20 protein-coding genes are annotated in these 23,200 nt (G+C 52.0%); 12 read left to right on the top strand and 8 right to left on the bottom strand.

The genetic code is table 11. From position 1 onward, the window contains the following. Window positions 1–455 precede the first annotated feature (455 nt). The 9 genes from rffA (at window position 456) to AACY07_RS06895 (ending at window position 10,765) form a co-directional block, all read left to right on the top strand. Window positions 456–1,604 carry a dTDP-4-amino-4,6-dideoxygalactose transaminase gene (gene rffA / locus AACY07_RS06935; RefSeq protein ID WP_339474107.1) on the top strand — a complete coding sequence of 383 codons (1,149 nt, stop codon included), beginning with the start codon at window positions 456–458 and terminating at the stop codon, window positions 1,602–1,604. A 4-nt stretch (window positions 1,605–1,608) separates the two neighbouring features. Continuing rightward, window positions 1,609–2,898, top strand: a complete 1,290-nt coding sequence (locus AACY07_RS06930; protein ID WP_339474105.1) for an O-antigen translocase — start codon at window positions 1,609–1,611, stop codon at window positions 2,896–2,898. Beyond that, window positions 2,889–3,797, top strand: coding sequence for a glycosyltransferase (locus AACY07_RS06925; RefSeq protein WP_339474103.1), 909 nt, complete (start codon window positions 2,889–2,891; stop codon window positions 3,795–3,797). Before AACY07_RS06930 ends, AACY07_RS06925 begins: the two co-directional genes overlap by 10 nt. Window positions 3,798–3,802: 5 nt before the next feature. After that, window positions 3,803–5,011, top strand: a complete 1,209-nt coding sequence (locus AACY07_RS06920) for a hypothetical protein (RefSeq protein WP_339474101.1) — start codon at window positions 3,803–3,805, stop codon at window positions 5,009–5,011. Between the two features lie 45 nt (window positions 5,012–5,056). Then, entirely contained in the window at window positions 5,057–6,217 is a 1,161-nt protein-coding gene (locus AACY07_RS06915; RefSeq protein WP_339474099.1) for a glycosyltransferase family 4 protein, read from the top strand. Next, window positions 6,214–7,197 carry an NAD-dependent epimerase/dehydratase family protein gene (locus AACY07_RS06910; RefSeq protein ID WP_339474097.1) on the top strand — a complete coding sequence of 328 codons (984 nt, stop codon included), beginning with the start codon at window positions 6,214–6,216 and terminating at the stop codon, window positions 7,195–7,197. Before AACY07_RS06915 ends, AACY07_RS06910 begins: the two co-directional genes overlap by 4 nt. Beyond that, on the top strand, window positions 7,197–8,213 hold the full coding sequence (locus tag AACY07_RS06905; RefSeq protein WP_339474095.1) for an MraY family glycosyltransferase: 1,017 nt from the start codon (window positions 7,197–7,199) through the stop codon (window positions 8,211–8,213). The genes AACY07_RS06910 and AACY07_RS06905 overlap by 1 nt, the downstream gene beginning before the upstream one ends. Before the next feature lie 120 nt (window positions 8,214–8,333). Further along, entirely contained in the window at window positions 8,334–10,325 is a 1,992-nt protein-coding gene (locus tag AACY07_RS06900) for a polysaccharide biosynthesis protein (protein ID WP_339474093.1), read from the top strand. Between the two features lie 110 nt (window positions 10,326–10,435). Continuing rightward, the gene (locus AACY07_RS06895; protein ID WP_339474091.1) at window positions 10,436–10,765 is read left to right on the top strand and encodes a ComEA family DNA-binding protein; all 330 of its coding nucleotides are present in this window, start codon (window positions 10,436–10,438) and stop codon (window positions 10,763–10,765) included. A 65-nt stretch (window positions 10,766–10,830) separates the two neighbouring features. Here the strand turns inward: AACY07_RS06895 and AACY07_RS06890 are convergent, their stop codons facing one another. Together AACY07_RS06890 and AACY07_RS06885 are read right to left on the bottom strand one after the other, a co-directional pair. Continuing rightward, window positions 10,831–11,394 carry a TetR/AcrR family transcriptional regulator gene (locus AACY07_RS06890; protein ID WP_133077121.1) on the bottom strand — a complete coding sequence of 188 codons (564 nt, stop codon included), beginning with the start codon at window positions 11,392–11,394 and terminating at the stop codon, window positions 10,831–10,833. Between the two features lie 137 nt (window positions 11,395–11,531). Further along, a complete protein-coding gene (locus AACY07_RS06885) occupies window positions 11,532–11,699 on the bottom strand; it encodes a DUF2897 family protein (RefSeq protein ID WP_019826736.1) in 168 nt (55 codons plus the stop codon). 220 nt (window positions 11,700–11,919) lie between these two features. On the opposite strand from AACY07_RS06885, the gene pyrF reads away from it, so the two are divergent. Beyond that, window positions 11,920–12,618, top strand: coding sequence for an orotidine-5'-phosphate decarboxylase (gene pyrF, locus AACY07_RS06880; protein WP_326399106.1), 699 nt, complete (start codon window positions 11,920–11,922; stop codon window positions 12,616–12,618). Between the two features lie 48 nt (window positions 12,619–12,666). Here pyrF and AACY07_RS06875 read toward each other — a convergent pair whose 3' ends face one another. Next, the gene (locus AACY07_RS06875; protein ID WP_339474090.1) at window positions 12,667–13,671 is read right to left on the bottom strand and encodes an NADP-dependent oxidoreductase; all 1,005 of its coding nucleotides are present in this window, start codon (window positions 13,669–13,671) and stop codon (window positions 12,667–12,669) included. A 195-nt stretch (window positions 13,672–13,866) separates the two neighbouring features. Between AACY07_RS06875 and AACY07_RS06870 the strand changes: the two genes are divergently transcribed. Further along, window positions 13,867–14,628, top strand: a complete 762-nt coding sequence (locus AACY07_RS06870) for an SDR family oxidoreductase (RefSeq protein WP_339474088.1) — start codon at window positions 13,867–13,869, stop codon at window positions 14,626–14,628. A gap of 4 nt (window positions 14,629–14,632) precedes the next feature. Here the strand turns inward: AACY07_RS06870 and AACY07_RS06865 are convergent, their stop codons facing one another. After that, the gene (locus AACY07_RS06865) at window positions 14,633–15,823 is read right to left on the bottom strand and encodes a benzoate/H(+) symporter BenE family transporter (protein ID WP_339474086.1); all 1,191 of its coding nucleotides are present in this window, start codon (window positions 15,821–15,823) and stop codon (window positions 14,633–14,635) included. A gap of 226 nt (window positions 15,824–16,049) precedes the next feature. Here AACY07_RS06865 and AACY07_RS06860 point away from each other — a divergent pair, with 226 nt between their 5' ends. Continuing rightward, window positions 16,050–16,817, top strand: a complete 768-nt coding sequence (locus AACY07_RS06860) for a GntR family transcriptional regulator (RefSeq protein ID WP_339474084.1) — start codon at window positions 16,050–16,052, stop codon at window positions 16,815–16,817. 249 nt (window positions 16,818–17,066) lie between these two features. Here AACY07_RS06860 and guaD read toward each other — a convergent pair whose 3' ends face one another. Genes guaD through xdhA form a run of 4 tightly spaced genes read right to left on the bottom strand, consistent with a single transcriptional unit; the run spans window position 17,067 to window position 23,049 of the window. Beyond that, complete coding sequence (guaD, locus tag AACY07_RS06855) at window positions 17,067–18,365, bottom strand: guanine deaminase (RefSeq protein WP_339474082.1); 1,299 nt, start codon at window positions 18,363–18,365, stop codon at window positions 17,067–17,069. A gap of 8 nt (window positions 18,366–18,373) precedes the next feature. Beyond that, window positions 18,374–19,231, bottom strand: coding sequence for a xanthine dehydrogenase accessory protein XdhC (gene xdhC / locus AACY07_RS06850; protein WP_339474081.1), 858 nt, complete (start codon window positions 19,229–19,231; stop codon window positions 18,374–18,376). Next, on the bottom strand, window positions 19,224–21,599 hold the full coding sequence (gene xdhB / locus AACY07_RS06845) for a xanthine dehydrogenase molybdopterin binding subunit (RefSeq protein ID WP_339474080.1): 2,376 nt from the start codon (window positions 21,597–21,599) through the stop codon (window positions 19,224–19,226). The genes xdhC and xdhB overlap by 8 nt, the downstream gene beginning before the upstream one ends. Then, window positions 21,592–23,049 carry a xanthine dehydrogenase small subunit gene (xdhA, locus tag AACY07_RS06840; protein WP_339474078.1) on the bottom strand — a complete coding sequence of 486 codons (1,458 nt, stop codon included), beginning with the start codon at window positions 23,047–23,049 and terminating at the stop codon, window positions 21,592–21,594. The genes xdhB and xdhA overlap by 8 nt, the downstream gene beginning before the upstream one ends. Between the last annotated feature and the right edge of the window lie 151 nt (window positions 23,050–23,200).

Raw genomic sequence — 23,200 nt, 5'->3', positions numbered from 1 at the left:
TTTTGTGGAGTTATAATGCCATATTCTCGGATCGATGATTTTTTGTAATTTCAGGCAATATTTTCATCGAAAAGTACAATCATATTACCGTTGCGTGCCTGGTAACAGGAGAGGTGCCAGGCATCGTCTTTGGGGGTTTTTGTAGAGTCGCTTATGGTGTAAAGGTTTTCACTCTGTCGGATAATTACACAGGCGAAACATTGACCAATTTCTCAGTGCGGACAAAGTACAAAAATAAATTTTTTCTGCAGTCAATCTTCAGCGCCATGTAATACTGGGTGCGAATTTCGCTTTTTTCCAGTGTCACTTTGTTCGAAGGATGTTCAATTGGTGCCATGATGTTAGTTACTTAAAGTACTGAACCATGGGGTATATACGTAGGCGTCCCAGCCCATCAAGGAAAGGGAAAGAGACCTTGTCCTGTTAGAAACTGAATTCTTAAAAGAGCAAGAATAATGATTCCATTCAATAAACCGCCGTACACGGGTAATGAAGATCAATACGTGATGGCTGCCATGCGCAGTCATAAAATGTCAGGGGATGGAGAGTTTACGCTTAAATGCCAGGCGTGGTTTGAAAATAAACTGTCATGTGCGAAAGCCCTTCTTACTCCATCGTGTACACAGGCTTTGGAGATGGCAGCAATTTTGCTGGATGTGAAAGAAGGCGATGAAGTCATAATGCCGAGTTTCACATTTGTAAGCACTGCTAATGCATTTGTGTTGAGGGGGGCAAAAATAGTATTTGTAGATATCCGCCCTGATACTATGAATATCAATGAAGAGCTTATTGAAGCAGCCATCACAGATAAGACCGTAGCGATTGTAGTGGTTCATTATGCGGGTGTGTCCTGTGAGATGGATACGATAATGGATCTGGCTAAACGAAAAAATATCTTTGTCATAGAAGATGCTGCCCAAGGCATGCTGTCGTATTACAAAGGAAGGCCATTGGGCTCTATAGGCCATATGGCGGCCTATAGTTTTCATGAAACCAAGAACTATACCAGTGGGGGAGAAGGTGGTCTCTTAATTATCAATGACAAACAGTTTGTCAGTCGTGCAGAAATTATAAGAGAAAAAGGTACTAATAGAAGTCAGTTCTTTAGAGGGGTGATTGATAAATATACATGGGTTGATATAGGTAGCAGCTATTTACCAGGAGAGCTTCAAGCCGCATATTTATATGGCCAGCTTGGGCGAGTAGATGAAATAAGTTCCGCCAGAAACTTAATTTGGAAAACTTATTTTGAAGGTTTAAAAGATCTCGCGCCCGCATTCATTGCGCTTCCGTCTATCCCTGAGTCTTGTGTTGGCAATGCACATATGTTTTATCTGAAACTACCCGATATCAAGACGCGAAGTGATGTGCTCAATCGTTTGAGTGCTGCCAAAATTGGTGCGGTGTTTCATTATGTTCCATTGCACTCATCCCCAGCGGGCAAAGAGTTAGGTCGTTTTAATGGTGCTGATATTTATACGACGAAAGACAGTGAGAGGTTAATAAGATTGCCTGTCTGGTTTGGTATGACTTTAGCAGAAGTGCAACATGTTATTGGCTGTGTTCGGACTGCTGTGACTGAAACCTCTTGTACAAAGGATTGAGCACGTGACCAGTATTGCTGGGCGGAATATACTTTACGGAGCTGCACTTACAACGGCTGCTCAGTTATCAAAAATCGGTGGTGGTTTTTTACTGTTAAAATTGATTGCGGTGTATCTAGGGCCCGGGGGTATGGGGCAGATTGGTAATTTTATGAGTGTTGTGACAATTCTCTCGTTGCTTGCAGGAGGGGGGGTTGTAAATGGGGTGATTAAATATGTAGCTGCACTCAGGGCGAATAAAAAAGAGCTGTTAATATTTGTGTCCTCGGTGAAGATATATTCGTTTGTTTTTAGTTTTGTTATAGTAGTTATCGGGTGTGTGTTTTCTGAAAAGATAGCGTTTTATATATTTGATGATTCTTCAAAATATTGGTTAATTATTGTATTGGCTCTTGCTCAGATGGGGTTTGGGTTTACAAACCTTGTGACGGGAGTTGCTAATGGGTTGATGGATACTAGAAGTTATGCACTTATTCAGGTCGTGGGGAATGTATCGGTGCTTCCCATAGCTTGGGTGCTAGTATCAAATTTTCTTTTTGTAGGGGCTGCCCTGTCTGTCGTGCTGTTCTATTTGTCTTATGCATTGCCAGCTTATTATTTTTATAAGAAATCAGTTTTTTTTAAAAGATCTCTTAGATTCAGCTTGTTGCGAACTAATACGGTGAGGCTATCGGTGTATACCTTGATGGCCTGCGTAGGGGCAATTAGTGTTCCTTTGGTTGAAATCATAGTGAGGGGGCAGTTGATAAACAGTTCAGGGCTGGATGTGGCAGGTCTTTGGCAAGGTTCTATAAAGTTATCCAGCGCATACATGGGTTTTTTCACGGTGTTCTTGGCTGTTTACTTTATGCCGCTTATAGTGAAGCAGGAGGGGAATAAAGAATTATCATCTACAGTTGTTCGATTTGTAATAGTAGTAATGGCTGTTTTTTTTGTAGGTGCATTAGTGCTTTATTTGTTCCGGGCGATGTTGATTCCATTGTTACTGTCTCGCGACTTTTCTGATCTAGGGGATTTGATACAGTATCAACTCATTGGGGATTTCTTTAGAGTGTCGGCTTATGTTGTTGGCTTTGTTGTGATTGCCAAGTCTTCGTTGAAAATATATTTGTTTTCCGAGGTGGTACAAGGGGTGTTGTTTATGACGTTATGCAGTATTTTCCTGGGGCAGGGCATGGCTTTAAAAGGAGTTTTTATAGCTCATATAATAATGAATATGGTTTATTTTTTTGTATCCATGATTGGTTTTTTTATATATTTGAATTGTTATTCGGGTGGTAAAAAGTGCAGTTAGTCAGTGTGGTGGTGTCTTGTTATAATCAGAAAGATTATATCGTTGAGTGCCTAGATAGCATTCTATCTCAAGAGGTAAACTTTCCGTATGAGTTAATTATATCGGATGATTGCTCAACAGACGGTACGCAGCAGGTGTTGCAAGGCTATCATCTGGTTAATGATTCTAGAATCAGTCTTGTGTTAAGAACAAAAAACGTTGGTGCTGCGGCTAACTATCATGGCCTCCATGGAATGGTCAAAGGTGATATAGTTTTTCACTTCGATGGTGACGATATCATGTTGCCTGGTAAGCTTCAGAAGCAGTTTGATGTTTTTGCTGACTATCCTGATGTCAATTTAGTAATGCACAAAGCAATTTATTTTTCTGATGATGGGCTGTATTGTTCGGAAACCCAATTTCCTGACCCGTCGATTGATGAGTTGTTGTTTTTTAGCGCCTCTGAGTTAGCACGATGGGGGACTATTGCGGTGCATGGTTCATATGCTTATCGACGCTCTTCTCGTAAGGCCGTAATAGATCGGGAATTTATGGAGTGGTTTTTTGCTATGGATTCGTTGATGGAAGGAGGCAGAGGTGTATTTCTAAATAAGGCATATGTTAAGTACAGGTGTAATGTCCAGGGCTCATCGTATCTTTCAAGTCGGAAGGGGAAAATAAAAGCCTATAATCTGTATTTTTCGGATCTTTACGAATACTTTAATAGTAACAAAGATTTGCAGGTGGACTTGTATGCTAATTTTTTGGTTACGGCTTTGGCAATGTACAGATCTGTGCGTACGACTCCGCTGAATGGTGTGCACTTCTTTATTAAGAACATTGCCTGCTTCAGGCCATCGAGTTTTATTGAAACCTTCAAGGTTAGAATGAAGGTCGGTCCAAAGGAAAGGATAAGGTAAAAATATTGAAAACACATGATGTTGGCTTGGTTGTCTCTGGTATACGCTCAAAGTATAGTTCAATTTTGTTATCTGCTTTCGTGCTACTTGTAATTATAGGGTATCCGCGTATTTATGCGACTGAGTTACCCATGGCGTTATTTCTTGTGCCATTTTACCTGCGTCGTTTTTTACAGTTTCAAGCAACGAATTTTAAATTTTTTTTGGTATTTATTGGGTTGTTCAGTTGCTGGCTGTTTGGAGGGGTGGCTGCATGTTTAATGGGCGATGGTACGACGCAGGATGTTTTTTTTCATGTGGTCGTGTCATTTAAAATATTATTGAATATTTTCTTTGGGTACGTGGTGTACTCAGTGCTTAAGGAAAATGATGCTGCATTGCTTATATGGTTGCTGGTTCAGGTATTGGTCATATGTGTCTCGATGGTGAGTTTGGATTTTTACCTGGTTCTCCTCGGTTTCATATCTCCACGATCGGCCGATGTATTCCAACACATATATGGTCTAAGAGCATTAGGTTTTGGGCTGTACCATGTTGATGGAGCCCTGACACTTATTATTGCCGCCTTTTACTATCTGCTCATTACCAAGGCCTCGTTTACGAAGACATTGCTGCTTGTACTCATGCTACCAGTGTCAATGGCCGTAGCCCGAAGTGCTATTGTCCCATATGCAATATTAGGCGTATTGAAACGCGGGGTTCTAGTTAAGCTATGCCTGTTTATATCGATGCTCACTATGTTTATATTAAGTATGATTGTCAGCGATGGCCCGATTTATGAGTCTGCTGAGATCTTTAGAAACTTTCTGAATCGAGGGGTATTACATAGTGATAGTGTCAACGCGTTGGCGGATATGTATGTCCTTCCAGATAATCTCAAGGTCTATCTGTTTGGCGTGGGCAAATATTTCGACTCGACTTCATCGGAACTGATGTTCTATATGGGTACAGATGTCGGGTATTTGAGGCTGCTATTTTATTCTGGGTTGGGCTCGATTTTTGTTTTTGTAGCGTTGAATGTTTTCGGGCTTGCAGGTGTTATTTGCTCTCGTAGTTACCCTGGAAGTTATGACGTAAAAGCATTTGCTTTCGCGCTTTTTTGCGTTTTTATTATAGTGAACTTTAAAGGTCTGCAGGTAATGTCAATATTTGCATTTGCGCTATATTTTTATGCGTCAGATAAAAAAAATCAGACCGAAACAGTAGCGCACTAGCGTTCGAGATAGCTGTCGTTGTCGAGTTAAAGAGGGAGAGTAAAGGTGCAGATTGACAAATTAAATATTGCTCGTGTGTCAACGGTCCCATTTTTTGTACTGACTCAATTGAAAGCACAGATAGAGGCGTTGAGTTCGTCAGGTATGCGGGTGACCGTTATTACCAGTCGTGACGAAATGAGCGATAAGTTGGCGTCAAATAAAAATTTCACCTATGTCCCGGTTAACATTGAGCGAGCGATCAGCCCATCCAAAGATTTTTTCAGTCTGATTGCGTTGTATCGTGTTTTCAAAAAATTAAAATTTGATATTGTTCATTCGACAACGCCAAAAGCTGGGCTGCTTAGTGCAATAGCAGGTTATTTCGCAAAAACACCTGTGAGACTCCATACCTTTACCGGGCAACCGTGGGTGACCACAACCGGGATCAAACGATCCGTATTGATATTCTGTGACAAGATCATTGCTCGCTTGAACACACATTGCTATGCAGACAGTTCAAGTCAGAGAGATTTTTTGATATCTAGCGGAATAATCAGCGCTGATAAAATATCAGTCATTGGCGCGGGCTCCTTGGCGGGTATTGATCTGAAACGGTTCGACCCATGCCGGTATGGCGTTGATGAGTTGCGTGTTCTTAGAGATGATTTAAATATCCCCGAGGCTGGAAAAATATTGTTGTTTGTTGGGCGCATTACGCCTGATAAGGGTATTGGTGAACTGCTCTCGGCATTCAGTGATATAGTTAAAGATAATCGTAATGTATTTCTTGTCCTCGTTGGGCCCTTTGAGTCTGTCGGAGAAAATGTCGTTAATCAAATCGATGAAGCTTTAGTCCGTGACAATATCAGAACGGTCGGTTTTTCCAGCGAACCGGAAAAGTACATGGCTCTTGCAGACTTGCTTTGTTTACCCAGCTATCGTGAAGGCTTCGGGACTGTAGTAATTGAAGCGGCGGCGATGGGGACACCGGCCATAGGCAGTGATATTTATGGTTTGTCAGATGCTATAGTAAATGGCAAAACAGGAATTTTAGTCCCTGTGAGAGATTCGGAATCCCTTAAAGAGGGTATTCTTTGTGCGTTGAATGACCTCAACCTGCTTTCTACCATGGGCGTTGCTGCACAAGATCGTGCAATTCGCGATTTTGGATCGAAAACAAGTTCTGAACTGTTGATGAAAGAATACAAGAGGTTTTTTAATTGACTATTGATACCAGTCCCGCCCCTCTGCGTGTTCTGATCACTGGAGCTACGGGCTTTGTAGGCTCTGCACTGGTCAAGACCCTGGATAATGATCTGCGTTATGTATCCATTTCAGTGGTACGATCGAAAGCACCGAATTTATCTAACGAGAAACACACTTTTTGTATTTCGGAGTTATCGTCTACAACTGACTGGCGCGAAGCTTTAATGGGTTGTGCGGTAGTCGTACATGCTGCCGCACGGGTTCACGTGATGAATGAAGTGGCAGCGGATGCGTTAGCCGAATTCCGAAAAGTTAATGTCGCTGGTACTGTTCGCCTGGCCCAGCAGGCTGCAGATGCAGGAGTCAGGCGTTTTGTTTTCATCAGCTCCGTCAAAGTTAATGGTGAGTGTACAGACGGCCGTCGCCCTTTTGTCGCTGATGATGTACCTGCGCCTGTTGATCCCTACGGTGTTTCCAAGCACGAGGCGGAGGAAGCTCTGCGACGTATTTCAGCTGAAACCGGGATGGAAGTCGTAATCATACGGCCTACTTTGGTGTATGGCCCGGGAGTCAAAGCAAACTTTCGAAATATGATGGGCTGGCTTAAGAAAGGTGTTCCCCTACCTTTTGGGGCCATTCATAACAAACGCAGCCTAGTCTCTATTGATAACCTTGTCAGTTTGATTACTGTTTGCCTTAACCACCCGAAAGCGGCGGGTGAGACTTTTCTGGCTAGCGATGGTGTTGATCTGTCGACGACAGAGCTGCTGAAGAAGACGGCCTTTGCGCTTGGTGTCCAAAGTCGCTTGCTTCCAATACCCGCCGGGTTATTGACTGCCTGCGCAATTATTGCGGGTCGTCGTTCGTTGTCACAAAGGCTTTGCGGCTCTTTGCAAGTTGATATTCAGAAAGCCCAGACACTTCTCGGTTGGTCACCGCCGGTCTCTATAGATGATGCCTTGAACAGAACCGCCAAAGAATTCCTGGGACGTCACTAATGTTGAATTTGTACTGGTTTTTACCATTGGTTTTGCTGAGCTCTCTGATAGGTACTGCCGGGTTACGACGGTATGCGCTGTCAAATAGCTTGATTGATATTCCCAATGCTCGAAGTTCTCATGTGCTACCCACACCAAGAGGTGGAGGTGTAGCTATTGTCTTTTCATATCTCCTTGGCGCGCTCTTTCTAGCCTTGACGGGATTAGTAGCATGGAACGTCACCTGGGGGATCGTTATTCCGGGTGCTTTGGTGGCAGTAGTCGGCTTTCTTGACGATCATGGCCACATACCCGCGCGGTGGCGTTTGTTGGGGCATTTTACGGCTGCGATCCTGGGTATGTATCTGCTCAAGGGGTTACCGGAAATTTATTTTTTCGGTATTGCCGTCGATTTCGGTTGGGCAGGCTACTTGTTGGGATGTGTCTATCTGGTCTGGATGCTGAATCTATATAACTTTATGGATGGCATCGACGGGCTTGCCAGTATGCAGGCAATTTTTGTGTGTTTAGGGGGAGCACTACTCTACGTTCTCTGCGCACACTCCAGCTTCGTATGGGGGCCGATTACACTGGCGCTCGCAGTTGCGGGTTTTCTGTATTGGAATTTCCCCCCTGCTCGTATTTTCATGGGGGACGCAGGCAGTGGTTTCTTAGGTATTACGTTAGGTTTCCTGTCTTTACAAGCTGCGTGGGTCAACCCGGTACTGTTCTGGGGATGGCTGATTTTACTTGGAGTATTTATAGTCGACGCGACGTGTACCTTGCTTGTCCGGCTTTTCAAAGGTGACAAGGTGTACGAAGCTCACCGCAGCCATGCTTATCAGTTTGCGTCTCGACAGTATCGTAGTCATTCTGTAGTCAGTTGGTCAGTAACGGCTATAAATCTGGTTTGGTTGTTACCGATTGCAGCCCTCGTTACTTTAGGCAAAGTGGATGGTTTTACCGGCTTGTTGATAGCCTACGCGCCGCTCACTCTTGTGGCTTTGCGCTTCAAAGCAGGTCAGCGTGAGAATTAAGCAGTGCGCGCTTTCTGCACTTCCATGCGGGTACACAGAAAATTCAGCTGTTTGAGTTTTAGGGTATGAAACGCTTGAGCATTGAACGTGTTGCTCGCTACTTTTGAAAAGGACATTGAAATGCTTCGCCAATGGTTACTCCAACTTCCTCGGCGGCAAAAAAGGCTGATACAGGTTGCGACTGATGTTGTGCTGGTCTGGGCTGCACTTTGGTTGGCGTTCGTGGTGCGCCTAGGCATCGACGACATGATCAACCTCATCAAATTGCACTTTTGGCTATTTGTAGCAGCCCCAATTGTTGCCATCCCCTTTTTTATTCGCTTTGGCATGTATCGCGCTGTTATGCGGTATTTTGGCAACGATGCCTTGATCGCAATTATCAAGGCCGTCAGCCTTTCTTCCCTGGTTTTGGCCGTGGTGATGTACTGGTACAGCACTCCCGTCAATGTCGTCCCGCGCTCGATCATATTTAATTATTGGTGGCTGAGCCTGGTAATGCTCGGTGGTTTGCGCCTGGCCATGCGGCAATACTTCCTGGGGGACTGGTTCTCTGCTGCTCAGCACGTCCCCTTCACCAGTCGCGACGATGGCCTGACGCGCGTAGCCATTTACGGTGCCGGTGCAGCCGGTAATCAGCTGGTTGCAGCGTTGCGAATGGGGCGGGCCATGCGGCCTGTGGCGTTCATAGATGATGATGAGGGGATTGCTGGTCGCATCATCTCCGGCTTGCAGGTATTCAAACCCGAGCACATTCAGCAGATGATTGATCGTACGGGAGCCCAGGAAGTGCTGTTGGCGGTTCCTTCATCGTCCCGCGGTCGGCGTCGTGAGATCCTGAGTTTGCTTGAGGGCTTTCCGCTGCATGTTCGCAGTGTTCCTGGCTTTATGGATCTGGCCAGTGGCCGGGTCAAGGTTGATGACATTCAGGAAGTGGACATAGCCGATTTGCTGGGGCGTGATCCGGTTCCGGCCCAGGGTGAGCTGCTGGAACACTGCATTAAAGATCAGTGTGTCCTGGTGACCGGGGCAGGTGGTTCCATCGGCTCGGAGCTGTGTCGCCAGATTCTGGCTCTTAGACCGACTACTTTGCTGCTGTACGAGCATAGCGAATTTAATCTTTACAGTATTTATGGCGAGCTGGAGCAGCGGGTTGGTCGCGAGTCCCTTTCGGTGAAGGTGCTACCGATTTTGGGTTCGGTGCGTAACCCCCATAAATTACTGGATGTGATGAAGACCTGGCATGTCGATACGGTCTATCACGCAGCGGCTTATAAGCATGTGCCCATGGTTGAGCACAATATCGCCGAAGGTGTACTCAATAACGTCATGGGCACGCTCAATACCGCCCAGGCGGCTCTGCAGTCCGGTGTCGCGAATTTTGTACTGATTTCAACTGACAAGGCTGTGCGGCCGACCAATGTGATGGGTAGCACCAAGCGCTTGGCCGAGATGACGTTGCAGGCACTCAGTCGCGAAATTGCGCCTGTGCTATTTGACGATGCCGCTAATGTGTCACGGGTTAACAAGACCCGATTCACTATGGTTCGTTTCGGCAATGTACTGGGCTCTTCCGGGTCTGTGATTCCGCTTTTCCATAAGCAGATCAAGGCCGGTGGTCCGCTGACAGTCACTCACCCCAAGATTACCCGCTATTTCATGACTATCCCTGAGGCCGCGCAGTTGGTCATTCAGGCCGGCTCGATGGGGCAAGGTGGCGATGTCTTTGTCCTGGACATGGGTGAGCCGGTGCGCATTGTCGAGTTGGCCGAAAAGATGATTCACCTCTCCGGTTTGAGTGTTCGCTCTGATAAAAACCTGCATGGCGACATAGAAATCGAGTTCACTGGCTTGCGGCCTGGCGAAAAGCTTTACGAAGAGTTACTGATTGGTGACAACGTAGTCGCAACTCGTCATCCAATGATCATGTGCGCGAATGAGGACATGTTGCCTTGGGATGAGTTGAAAGAGCGTTTGTCTCAACTGCTTGATGCTGTTGATGTGGATGACTATGTCCGGGTACGCCAGTTGTTGCGTGAGACCGTCAGTGGTTATGCGCCCGAGGGTGAAATCGTGGACTGGATCCATCAGCAGCGTCGCAGCGAGTTTTCCTGACTACATACTCTGCAATGCACTGATTTTTGACACTCGACCCCCATCGCCTACGTTTGGAATACAGCTCAGGAGAGCTGTATTCCACTTAACGATGTAATGGAGTGTCACTTATGCGTATCGCTTTTATCTCTTCGATTTTTTTGGCTTTGATGGTGGGTTTTTCGAGCGTGATTCATGCTGCCCCGTCGGTAGAGGCACCTGAGCCGGTTGTCGCTGCGCAAGTTGCATCAGATGCGCAAGTGGTGACGATCAACCTCAACACCGCGGATGAGGCGACGCTTCAACGTGAACTCTCTGGTGTTGGTGCTGTTAAAGCCAAGGCAATCGTGGCTTACCGCGAGGCTAACGGTGACTTCACGTCAGCCGATGAGTTGCTTGAGGTCAAAGGGATAGGCAAAGCCATCTTTGAAAAGAATCGGGATAAGGTTGCGGTCAAGTAACCCGGGCAGTTAAGCGAAGAAAGCCAGTCATTGACTGGCTTTTTTTTTATTCGTGGCGCACGTATTCAGGTGTGTGGCGTTGATTGCTTCAAGGCGCTACGCGTTATGTCGAGGATCTTGTCCTTTAAGGCCGTGCTCTCAGCCCCGCGTGCTAGAACCAGTGCTCCGACCAGAGTAGCGAAAATGACAATGCTTTGGTCCTCGGCATCTGGCCCTTGCAGTGTGGCCTGGATCTGTTTGAGCCTTGCATCGATCACGTAGTCAGTGGTCGAGCTAGCCTGTCCCTGTTGTGCCATTTCTGCTGACATGGTTGGTAACGGGCAACCCTCGTGGGGGGAGGTCAGGTGCCACTCGGACAAATATGCATCAATGAATGCGTGCAGCGGTTGTGGCTGGCTGAACAGTTCGGCACAAATGCCGTCAACCTGGCCAGCAGCGTGCTGCAATGCTTTTTCTACCAAGTCGTTTTTGGATGAGAAATGAGCATAAAAACCGCCGTGGGTGAGGCCCAGGGATTTCATCAGTGGCTGCAGGCCCGTCGCACCAATGCCGTCTCGACGGAACAGGCCTGATGCTTCCTTAACGATGCGCTGATGGGTTTGGGCTTTATGATCTTGTGAGTAGCGCATGACACATGTCTCTTTATGCAATGGACCATCATAGCGTTGAGCTCAAAGGCGATGCATTGGATGTTCATGTAAGGGTGTGTAGCTTTTTGCCTTTGGAACCCGTTCCTTGTGATTCAGCTCCTGACCAAATCAGGTGTTTATCGGTCCTTGGATTCTTTGGCGTCCATTTCTGCGTTGCGTTCGGCTACGCGCTTGCGTTGCTCATCGGTGAGTTCCACTTTGTTGGCAGTGTCACGCAGGGTCATCAGACCACCCACGATGGCACCGATGGCGACAATAAGTATTAACCAGGCATACCACGGCATCGCGTTCTCCTTGGTTCGAACTTCACTGGGCAGGGATTGCGCAGTGCATTACTGTTTATGTCTGTAGGAGTGTACTAGTTCCATTGTAGGCCGCTTATACGGTAGCGCGCGTTATTACCCCGGTAATGACTAAAATCATGAATTTACGATCATCGGGTGCCGGTTGGCGGCTGGTTCCGCTACAATGCGCGCCGATTTCGACCAGCCTGAGAACCCGCTAATGTCCGACTGCCAGACTCCTATTATCGTCGCCCTGGATTTCCCAACGCGTGACGCCGCACTGAAGCTGGCTGATCAGTTGGACCCCAAGTTGTGCCGCGTCAAGGTAGGCAAAGAGCTGTTCACCAGCTGCGCTTCGGAAATTGTCGGCACTCTGCGTGACAAGGGTTTCGAGGTGTTCCTGGATCTCAAGTTTCACGACATCCCCAACACCACGGCAATGGCGGTCAAAGCTGCTGCTGAAATGGGCGTATGGATGGTTAACGTGCACTGTTCTGGCGGTTTGCGCATGATGGCTGCTTGTCGTGAAGTGCTCGACAAGCGTACCGGTCCACAGCCGTTGCTGATTGGGGTAACTGTACTGACCAGCATGGAGCGCGAAGACCTCGCCGGTATAGGCCTGGATATTGAACCTCAAGAGCAGGTGTTGCGACTTGCAGCCCTGGCCGAGAAGGCCGGTATGGATGGCCTGGTATGTTCTGCCCTTGAGGCGCAAGCGTTGAAGGCCGCGCACCCGACTCTGCAGCTGGTGACCCCGGGGATCCGTCCTGCCGGCAGTGCTCAGGATGATCAGCGCCGTATTCTGACCCCGCGCCAGGCACTGGATGCCGGCTCTGATTACCTGGTGATCGGCCGTCCAATCAGCCAGGCGGCAGATCCAGCCAAAGCGCTGGCTGCAGTGGTCGCGGAACTGGCTTAAAGCAGTGTGCGGGAGTTGGCAAGCCAACTCCCGCAGCAACATGTCGCCTCAGAGCTTCAAAACCAGCTTGCCGAAGTTTTCCCCGCTAAACAGTTTCATCAGGCTTTCCGGAAAGCTTTCCAGCCCTTCGACAATATGTTCTTTGCTTGTTAGTTGGCCTTTAGCCAGCCATCCCGCCATTTCCTGTCCGGCAGCTACGTAGCGATCGGCATAGTCCATCACTACAAAGCCTTCCATGCGTGCGCGATTGACCAACAGTGACAAGTAGTTAGACGGGCCTTTCACGGCCTCCTTGTTGTTGTACTGGCTAATTGCACCGCAAATGATGACACGAGCCTTGAAGTTCAGGCGGCTAAGCACGGCGTCGAGAATATCGCCGCCGACGTTGTCGAAAAACACATCAACGCCCTTAGGGCATTCTCGTTTAAGCCCCGCGACAACATCCTCATTTTTGTAGTCGATCGCGCCGTCAAAGCCCAATTCCTGGGTCAGCAACGCGCACTTTTCTTTCCCGCCAGCAATGCCCACTACGCGGCAGCCTTTAAGCTTGGCGATTTGACCGGCAATGCTGCCCACTGCGCCTGCTGCGCCAGAAATCACCACGGTGTCACCCGCCTTGGGGGTGCCTACTTCGAGCAGGGCGAAGTAGGCGGTCATGCCGGTCATGCCCAAAGCGGACAAGTACACAGGCAGTGGCGCAAGTGCGGGGTCTACTTTGTAGAACCCGCGCGGCTCACCCACGAAGTAATCCTGAACCCCCAAGGCGCCATTGACGTAATCACCGACGGCAAAGCCGGGGTGGGCGGAGGCGATGACTTTGCCTACACCCAGTGCGCGCATGACTTCACCCAGAGCCACTGGCGGGATATAGGACTTGCCTTCGTTCATCCAGCCGCGCATGGCCGGGTCGAGGGACAGGTACTCGTTCCTGACAAGGATCTGTCCTTCTTTAGGTTGTACGACCGCAACTTCCTGAAAAGTGAATGCATCGCGGGTCGCTGCACCGACTGGACGTTTGGCGAGCAGGAATTGGCGATTTGTCTGGTCAGTCATTGCAATAACCCCTTGGAAAATGATGTCTGTTGATAGACCTTCTTGAGCCTCAGGGCAAGTGAATCCCGGATCACGAATAGGTTTTTATCAGTTGTGGTGATGGTTATATGCAGGCCTGTATCACTCGGATAAATAAGTCGATGACTGCACCAGAACCGTTCACAGTGCAGGCGTACCCCTCAGAGGACAACAACAATGGGCATGACGTTTGCCGGGCAAGTGGCAGTGGTTACGGGCGCTGGAGCAGGTATCGGCCGAGCCGCGGCCCTGGCATTTGCGGGCGAAGGCTTGAAAGTGGTGGTGGCCGATCTGGATGTGGCAGGGGGCGAATGCACGGTCGACCAGATAAAGGCGGCGGGTGGCAGTGCTGTTTTCGTAAGGTGTGATGTCACCGTGGAGGCGCAAGTCAGGCAGTTGATGGAGCAGGTCATCAGCGCCTACGGTCGGCTGGATTATGCCTTCAACAATGCGGGGATCGAGATCGAGCATGGTCGCCTGGCTGATGGCACGCTGGACGAATTCGACGCGATCATGGGAGTGAACGTCAAAGGTGTCTGGTTATGCATGAAATATCAGCTGCCATTGATGCTGGCTCAGGGCGGTGGGGCGATCGTCAACACGGCATCGGTTGCGGGGTTGGGGGCTGCGCCGAAGATGAGCATCTACTCGGCGTCCAAACATGCGGTGATCGGGCTGACGAAATCAGCGGCCATCGAATATGCGAAAAAGCATATTCGGGTGAACGCGGTGTGCCCGGCAGTGATTGATACCGATATGTTCCGGCGAGCCTATGAAGCCGATCCGCGCAAGGCCGAGTTCGCTGCCGCGATTCACCCGGTGGGGCGCATCGGCAAGGTTGAGGAGGTAGCCAGCGCCGTCTTGTACCTGTGCTCGGACGGCGCGGCGTTTACCACCGGCCATGCGTTGGCTGTCGATGGTGGGGCGCTGGCGATCTGATCAGTCAGCGTGATTTAAAGTTCAGGATTATCAGGGTAAGCACACCCGCGACAATTCCCCAAAAGGCCGAGCCGACCGAGAACAGGCTCATGCCCGATGCTGTGACCATGAAGGTCACCAGGGCCGCCTCGCGCTCTCTGGATTCACTCATGGCAATGGTCAAGCCATTGATGATCGAGCCGAACAGGGCCAGTGCAGCAATGGACAACACCAATTCCTTGGGCAAGGCTGCAAACAGCGCAGCAAGGGTGGCGCCAAAAACGCCGGCAATGCCATAGAAAATCCCGCACCACATGGCCGCGGTGTAGCGCTTTTTAGGGTCTTCGTGGGCATGGGGGCCGGTGCAGATAGCGGCGCTGATCGCAGCCAGGTTGATCCCGTGGGAGCCAAAAGGGGCAAGCAGCAGTGAAGCCACGCCGGTGGTGGTGATCAGCGGCGAAGCGGGCACGCTGTAACCGTCGGCCCGCAGCACGGCGATGCCCGGCATGTTTTGCGACGTCATGGCGACGACAAACAGGGGAATACCGATGCTGATGGTTGCGGCCAGCGAGAATGAAGGTGTGGTCCATACCGGCACCGCCACTTCGAGGGCGAAACCGCTGAAGTCCAGTAGCCCGAGCAAACCCGAGATCAGAGTGCCAATCACCAGGGCCGCCAGTACCGCATAGCGGGGCGACAGGCGCTTGACGATCAGGTAAGTGAAAAACATGCCAATGACCAGGCCGGTACGGTGCTGGGCAGCGACGAATATTTCGCTGCCGATCTTGAACAGGATTCCTGCCAGCAAGGCCGCAGCCAGAGACGAGGGAATACGTTTGACCAGACGTTCAAAGCTGCCGGTCATGCCGCAGATGATCACCAGCACCGCACAAGTGATGTAGGCGCCGATGGCTTCGTGGTAGCTGACACCGCCCAGGCTGGTGATCAGCAGCGCAGCCCCCGGCGTTGACCAGGCGATGGTAATCGGTGTGCGGTAGCGTAAAGACAAGCCTATGCTGCAAATGGCCATGCCGATCGACAGCGCCCAAATCCATGACGAGATCTGCCCGCTGGTGAGTCCCGCTGCCTGACCTGCTTGAAACATGAGGACCAGGGAACTGGTGTAGCCAGTCATCATGGCGATAAACCCTGCGACTACAGCCGAGGGAGAGGTGTCTGCCAGAGGGTGCAAGCGTGGCTGAGTGGCGTCCGTCATGGAGCGGCATTCCTTGTTCTTGATAAGAGTTAGAGCAAGGCGCAAGCCTAAACGCAAATGTCACATTTCATTGCGATACAGACGGGATCGTATATGACCGTACAGTCGTACTGGCACTCTGGCTTGTGTACAATGAGTCTTGCTTTTTGCATTAATTACCAGTCAGCGACGCCCGTTTACGTATTAGCGTAACTTCATCCGCCGCCGCTTCCCCACACGAGTAACCATGAACGAACAGTTGCAGCCTCTCAAGAAACAATCCCGCGCTGGCAAGGCCGGCCGCAGTGGAACCCAGGACGATATCGTCTATGCGCATATTTTTGAGGCGATCCTCGAACAGCGTCTGGCGCCTGGCACAAAGTTGAGTGAAGAGGCATTGGGCGAAATCTTCGGGGTGAGCCGCACCATTATTCGTCGTGCATTGTCGCGCCTGGCCCATGAAGGGGTGGTGCTGCTGCGTCCCAATCGTGGTGCGGTGGTAGCGAGCCCGAGCGTAGAAGAAGCGCGGCAGGTGTTTCTGGCGCGTCGACTGGTTGAAAAGGCCATTACTGAATTGGCGGTGGTCCACGCTACTGCCGATGACTTGTCGCAACTGCGCAAAATGGTGCAGGACGAGCGCGACAGCTTTTCGCGAGGCGATCGTGGCGCGGGTATCCGGCTGTCAGGCGAGTTCCACTTGAAGTTGGCAGAAGCGGCTAAAAATGCGCCGCTGATCAGCTTTCAGCGCAGCCTCGTATCGCAAACCTCGTTGATCATTGCCCAGTACGAGAGTGGCAACCGCTCACATTGCTCCTACGACGAACACATGCAGTTGATCGATGCCATTGAAGCCCGTGATGCTTCCCAGGCCGTGCACCTGATGATGCACCACATGGATCACATCGACAGCAAGCTCAACCTTGACGAAGAGAGCGCCTCGGATGACCTGCACGCGGTGTTTTCGCACTTGCTGCAAACCAAGAGCAAAGGCCCCCGGCCTGCTGCCAAGCTCTAAGATTCGTTGCAATCGTGTGGCTACTTGTCTGCAACGCGAGTCAAATCCCGTAGCAGCTGCCGAGGAACGACGGCTGCGTTCGGCGGCGCAGCCGGCGTAAAATCTGAGACTGCGGTGTATCAGTTAAACCCGGTTTTCAGGGTTTACGACGACTACGTCGCCGAACGCAGCCTCGTTCCCTCGGCAGCTGCTACAAGGCTTTAACTCTCTATGGCCTGCAACAGTGTGCAGGCCAAGGTAGCCATTCATTCAGCGCTGATGGACCAGATTGCCCGCTGCATAGGTCTGTTGCACCGTGCGGTCGTCGCCCAGGGTCATCAATACAAACAACGTTTCAGCGATGTTTTTTGATTGCTTCAGGCGATAGCTCATCAGCGGCGTTGCGTTGTAGTCCAGTACCACGAAGTCGGCATCGCTACCCGGTTGCAGGTTGCCGATCCGGTCTTCCAGGCGCAGTGCCCGCGCGCCGCCCAGAGTGGCCAGATACAACGATTTGAACGGATCCAGACGAGCGCCTTGCAACTGCATGACCTTGTAGGCTTCGTTCAATGTGTTGAGCAACGAGAAGCTGGTACCCGCGCCGACATCCGTTCCCAGGCCCACATTGAGTTTGTGCTTCTCGGCCATCGGCAGGTTGAACAGGCCGCTGCCCAGAAACAGATTGGAAGTCGGGCAGAAAGCCACCGCAGAGCCTGTTTCGGCCAGGCGTGCACATTCCTCATCACACAGATGCACGCCGTGGGCAAACACCGAACGCTCACCCAGCAGTTGGTAGTGGTCATACACATCCAGATAGCCTTTGCGCTCAGGGAACAGCGACTTGACCCACTCGATTTCCTGAAGGTTCTCGCTGATATGGGTATGCAGGTACACATCCGGATATTCACCCAGCAACTTGCCCGCCAGGGTTAATTGTTCCGGGGTGCTGGTCGGCGCAAAACGCGGGGTGACGGCGTAATGCAGGCGGCCTTTCCCGTGCCAGCGTTCGATCAGCGCCTTGCTTTCGATGTAGCTGGTTTCGGCGGTGTCGGTCAGGTATTCGGGGGCGTTGCGGTCCATCATCACTTTGCCGGCGATCAGGCGCAGGTCCAGTCGCTGTGCCGCTTCAAACAAGGCATCGACCGATTGCGGATGCACACTGCCAAACACCAGCGCCGTGGTGGTGCCATTGCGCAGCAGTTCCTTGAGGAAAATATCGGCAACTTCGTCAGCATGTGCCTTGTCGGCGAACTGGTTTTCGCACGGGAAGGTGTAGGTGTTGAGCCAGTCGAGCAATTGCTCGCCGTAGGCACCAATCATCCCGGTCTGCGGAAAGTGGATGTGCGTATCGATAAAGCCCGGTGTGATCAGGGCATCCTTGTACTCGGTGACGTCTATGTCGCCAGCCAGTGTTACGAGCAGTTCGCTGGCAGGCCCGACCGCTTTGATCTGCCCGTTTTCCACCACCAGCAGACCGTCTTCGAAGTATTCATAGGAGGCCTCGATCCCGACGTCGGCGGGATCGGCAATGCTGTGCAAAATGGCGGCGCGGTAGGCTTTACAGGTCATGATAATTCTCAGTGTGTGGCATGGCTGCGTCGTGAAGACGGCAGCAATTGTTTAATGGATTTGGATGACGCGCTGTCGGCACAGGCGGTGTGCTGGCCGAAGTGGGTGTTGTAGGTGGCGATGATTTCGCCTGCGATGGAAATTGCGATTTCGACAGGCAGTTTGCCTTTGACTTCGCTCAATCCCATCGGGCAGCGCATGCGCTGCACATGTGATGCGCTGATACCCCGGTCACGCAGGCGGTGTTCGAACTTCACGCGTTTGGTTTTAGAGCCAATCAAGCCGAAGTAGGTAAAGTCGTTGCGTTTGAGCAGGGCGGCGCTGAGTTCCAGATCCAGGGCGTGATTATGCGTCATGACGATGCAGTAGCAACCCGCTGGCAGTGCTTGAATCTCGTCGACGGGCTCGTCGGTGACGATTTTTTCTACGCCTTGGGGGATGAGCGCCGGGAACTCCTGCTCCCGCGAGTCAATCCAGCGCACCCGGCAGGGCAGGCTGGCGAGCAGGGGCACCAGTGCCCGGGCCACATGACCTGCGCCAAATACGGCGATGTGTGCCTGGACCTGGCCCATGGGTTCGAACAGCAACACGGTCACTCCTCCGCAACACTGGCCCAGGCTGGCGCCCAGGCTGAAGCGTTGCAGATGGGTGTCTTGCTTGCCGCTGCCCAGCATCTGGCGGGCAATCTCCATCGCCTTGTATTCCAGATGACCGCCGCCAATGGTGTCGAATGTCTGGTGCGCGCAGATCACCATTTTTGAACCGGCATTGCGAGGTGTCGAGCCTTGCTCCTCAATGATGGTGACCAGCACGCAGGGCTCTCCCTGCTGCTGCAACTCGGCCAGGGCGCTGATCCAGTTATTCATGCTGATCTCCCGACAAAACCTTGCGCATTTGCTCACAGCCCCACAGGACCCGTTCCGGGGTGGCCGGGGCGTCAATGGCAGGTTGTACGCGATAGTCGGCCAAGCTCGCCACGGCGTCCTTGATCGCACACCAGGCCGCGATACCGAGCATGAACGGCGGCTCGCCGACTGCTTTGGAGTGGAATACGGTGTCTTCCGGGTTTTTTCGGTTTTCTACCAGCGTGACGCGCAGGTCCAGTGGCATATCCGCCACGGCAGGTATCTTGTAGCTGGCGGGGCCGTTGGTCATCAGCTTGCCTTTGGCATTCCACACCAGTTCCTCCATGGTCAGCCACCCGGCGCCCTGAATATAGCCGCCTTCCACCTGGCCGATGTCGATGGCCGGATTCAGCGAAGCGCCAACGTCGTGCAGGATATCCGTGCGCAACATTTTGTATTCGCCGGTGAGGGTGTCAACGATCACTTCGGCGCAGGCGGCACCAAAGGCAAAGTAGTAAAACGGCCGTCCCCGTGCCTGAGTGCGGTCATAGAAAATCTTTGGCGTTTTGTAGAAGCCTGTACTCGACAGCGACACCTGGCCGAAATAGGCCTGCTGGATCAGGGTTTCAAAGCTGATGACCTGTTCGCCAACGCGCACCTGGCCATTGTGGAAAATCACCTCCTGTTGCTCGACCTGATACTTGCCGGCGGCAAACTCCACCAGCCTTAGCTTGATGGTCTCGGCTGCATTTTGCGCGGCCTTGCCATTGAGGTCAGCCCCGCTTGAAGCCGCTGTAGGCGAGGTATTCGGGACCTTGTCCGTGTTGGTGGCAGTGATCTGCACCCGGCTGATATCCACCTGAAACACTTCGGCCACCACTTGCGCGACCTTGGTGTTCAACCCCTGGCCCATCTCGGTGCCGCCGTGGTTGAGATGGATGCTGCCATCGGTGTAGATGTGAACCAGTGCTCCTGCCTGATTGAGAAAGCTGGCGGTAAAGGATATTCCGAACTTGACCGGAGTCAGTGCCAAACCTTTCTTAAGGATGGGGCTATTGGCGTTGAACGCCTTGATTAACTCACGGCGTTCAGCGTAGTGGCTGCTGGCTTCCAGGTCGGCGGTCATTTCTTCCAGCAGGTTGTTCTCCACGGTCTGGTAGTAGTGAGTCACATTGCGTTCGGTTTTGCCGTAGTAGTTGGCCTTGCGCACGGCCAGGGGATCCAGACCCAAATGGCGGGCAATGTGGTCCATGACTTCTTCGATTGCGACCATGCCTTGCGGGCCGCCAAACCCGCGGTAGGCAGTGTTTGACGCGGTATTGGTCTTGCAGCGATAGCCATTGATCGTGGCATCGCCCAGGTAGTAAGCGTTATCGGCGTGGAACATGGCGCGGTCGACGATGGAGTTGGACAGGTCCGGTGAACAGCCGCAGTTGCCCGCCAGATCCAGCTTGATGCCCTGCAGCCGACCACGGGCGTCAAAGCCGACGTCGTACTCGATATAAAACGGGTGGCGCTTGCCGGTCATCAGCATGTCTTCGACACGTGGCAGGCGCATTTTGGTCGGCTGCCCGGTCAGGCGTGCCACCACTGCACACATGCACGCAGGGCCTGCAGCCTGCGTCTCCTTGCCGCCAAAGCCGCCGCCCATGCGCCGCATGTCGACGACGATTTTGTTCATCGAAACATCCAGTACTTCAGCCACCAGCTTTTGCACTTCGGTGGGGTTTTGTGTGGAGCAGTACACGATCATCCCGCCGTCTTCGGTGGGCATTACCGATGAGATCTGTGTTTCGAGATAGAAGTGTTCCTGTCCACCGATATGCAAACTGCCCTGCAGGCGATTGTCGGCCCCCGCCAGCGCGCCGCTTGAGTCGCCGCGTTCATGGGTGTGGGTGTCGAGCACAAAGTGCTTGTTGCGTAGCGCCTGGACTACATCAAGCACTGGCTCCAGGTCTTCGTATTCGATAATGGCGGCCATTGCCGCCATGCGCGCGGTGTCCAGGTCATGGGCGGCTACCGCCAGGACTGCCTGGCCTACATATTCCACCTTGTCGATGGCCAGCAACGGGTCGCCGGGCAGCAGCGGGCCGATGTCCTTGAGGCCGGGAATGTCCTCGTGGGTAATGACCAGACGCACACCTTCAAAGGCGTAGCAGGGCGTAGTGTCGACGCGGACGATTCTGGCGTGAGCCCGGTCTGACAGGCGTGCGTAGAGATGCAGCTGGTTGGGGAATTCGAGCCGGTCATCGATGTACTGCGCCTCACCCGAGACGTGCTTTTCGGCGCTGTCATGCTTGACGCTGCGACCTACACCCGTTTTCAGGTCCTGTTGGAACAGAGCCGTCAATTCGGCCTGGGTTGGCTCGATCTTGTGATGGTTAGACATAAGCTGTTACCCGCGTCTCAAGCTGTGGTGCCTGCAGTTCGATGAAGTACTTGCGCAGCAGGTTCTGGGCACTCAGCAGGCGGTATTCCTTGCTGGCGCGAAAGTCTGACAACGGGGTGAAATCTGTTGCCAATGCCGTGCAGGCGCGTTCAATGGTGATCGAGTTCCAGTCTGCGCCGAGCAGTGCAGCTTCGCAGGCGTTGGCGCGTTTGGAGATGGCGGCCATGCCTCCGAAAGCCACGCGAGCCCCGCTCACCACGCCGTTGTCGATACGCAGGTTGAATGCCGCACATACGGCGCTGATGTCATCGTCCAGACGCTTGGAGATCTTGTAGGCACGAAATGAATGGCTGGCGTCAGCACGGGGAATAATGATTTTTTCGATAAATTCCCCTTCCTGGCGCGCGGTTACCCGGTAGTCGATGAAGTAGTCCTCGATCGCCAGGGTGCGTCGGCTTTGGCCCTTGCGCAGTACCAGCTGCGCGCCCAGAGCGATCAGCAGCGGCGGTGAGTCACCAATCGGCGAGGCATTGCCGATATTGCCTCCCAGGGTTCCCTGGTTGCGGATTTGCAGCGAGGCGAAGCGCTGCAGCAGTTCGCCGAAGTCCGGGTACTCGGCCTTGAGCGTGCCGTAAGCGTCTGTCAGCGAAACGGCCGCGCCTATTTCAAGGCGATCATCGAAGCGCTCGATGAGCTTCATTTCGGCCACGTTGCCGACGTAAATCATGACCGGCAGCGGACGATGGAACTGCGTGACTTCCAGGGCCAGATCGGTGCCTCCAGCCAGCAGGCGTGCCTGGGGTTGGGACTCATACAGCTCGGCCAGATCACTGATGGTCAAGGGCAGTAGGCAGCGTTTGTCACCGCTGTTCAGTTCCCCGGTCTGTGTAGGGGAAATGGACTTGAGAAGGGTGATGGTTTCGTCTTGATACGCATCAAACTGGTCATGCTGTTGTGCGCCGCAGGCTTGTTCGGCGGCGGCCAGGATCGGCCTGTAACCGGTGCAGCGGCACAGGTTGCCCGCCAGTGCTTCGTGGGCCTGATGGCTATCAGGCTGGCCCGAGCTGTTTTTTTGCAGGGCGAACAGGGACATCACAAAACCCGGCGTGCAGAAACCGCACTGTGAACCGTGGCAGTCGACCATTGCCCGCTGCACGCTGTGCAGTTGGCCTTTGTGCTTCAAGTCTTCGACGCTGATCAGTTGCTTGCCGTGCAACGCCGACACAAAGGTCAGGCACGAGTTGAGACTGCGATAGCGCACACGCTCAAGGCCCTGGTCATTTGTGTGCAGTTCGCCTACTACCACTGTGCAGGCGCCACAGTCGCCGCTCGCACAACCTTCCTTGGTGCCGGATTTGTGCAGGTGTTCACGCAAATAATTGAGCACGGTTAAATTCGGGTCCAGCGTGTGCTCGGTGCGCAGCGTCTGGTTGAGTAGGAACTGGATCACGGAAGGCCTCGCATAATCATTATTGTTGTAACGCGGGATGTACTGAATTTAGCTAAAGCTGACCTGCGGGTCAAGAAATAGAGATCGGTCATCCCTGTGATTTGAATCCACGGGATTTATTTGCTTATTTCGTGCCATATTCGGCCCTTGA

It is taken from the genome of Pseudomonas sp. RL_5y_Pfl2_69 (assembly GCF_963970465.1).
GTDB lineage: Bacteria > Pseudomonadota > Gammaproteobacteria > Pseudomonadales > Pseudomonadaceae > Aquipseudomonas.
The sequence above is the reverse complement of the archived record's forward strand: the minus strand, read 5'-3'. Positions and strand labels throughout refer to the sequence as shown.

Bases quoted from the DNA above. Each gene is read 5' to 3' on its own strand.
- AACY07_RS06900 (WP_339474093.1), top strand. From the start codon at position 8,334: ATGCTTCGCCAATGGTTACTCCAACTTCCTCGGCGGCAAAAAAGGCTG.
- guaD (WP_339474082.1), bottom strand. From the start codon at position 18,365: ATGACCTGTAAAGCCTACCGCGCCGCCATTTTGCACAGCATTGCCGAT.
- AACY07_RS06875 (WP_339474090.1), bottom strand. From the start codon at position 13,671: ATGACTGACCAGACAAATCGCCAATTCCTGCTCGCCAAACGTCCAGTC.
- xdhB (WP_339474080.1), bottom strand. From the start codon at position 21,599: ATGTCTAACCATCACAAGATCGAGCCAACCCAGGCCGAATTGACGGCT.
- AACY07_RS06895 (WP_339474091.1), top strand. From the start codon at position 10,436: ATGCGTATCGCTTTTATCTCTTCGATTTTTTTGGCTTTGATGGTGGGT.
- AACY07_RS06890 (WP_133077121.1), bottom strand. From the start codon at position 11,394: ATGCGCTACTCACAAGATCATAAAGCCCAAACCCATCAGCGCATCGTT.
- AACY07_RS06865 (WP_339474086.1), bottom strand. From the start codon at position 15,823: ATGACGGACGCCACTCAGCCACGCTTGCACCCTCTGGCAGACACCTCT.
- AACY07_RS06860 (WP_339474084.1), top strand. From the start codon at position 16,050: ATGAACGAACAGTTGCAGCCTCTCAAGAAACAATCCCGCGCTGGCAAG.
- AACY07_RS06885 (WP_019826736.1), bottom strand. From the start codon at position 11,699: ATGCCGTGGTATGCCTGGTTAATACTTATTGTCGCCATCGGTGCCATC.
- rffA (WP_339474107.1), top strand. From the start codon at position 456: ATGATTCCATTCAATAAACCGCCGTACACGGGTAATGAAGATCAATAC.
- AACY07_RS06870 (WP_339474088.1), top strand. From the start codon at position 13,867: ATGGGCATGACGTTTGCCGGGCAAGTGGCAGTGGTTACGGGCGCTGGA.
- xdhC (WP_339474081.1), bottom strand. From the start codon at position 19,231: ATGAATAACTGGATCAGCGCCCTGGCCGAGTTGCAGCAGCAGGGAGAG.
- AACY07_RS06905 (WP_339474095.1), top strand. From the start codon at position 7,197: ATGTTGAATTTGTACTGGTTTTTACCATTGGTTTTGCTGAGCTCTCTG.
- pyrF (WP_326399106.1), top strand. From the start codon at position 11,920: ATGTCCGACTGCCAGACTCCTATTATCGTCGCCCTGGATTTCCCAACG.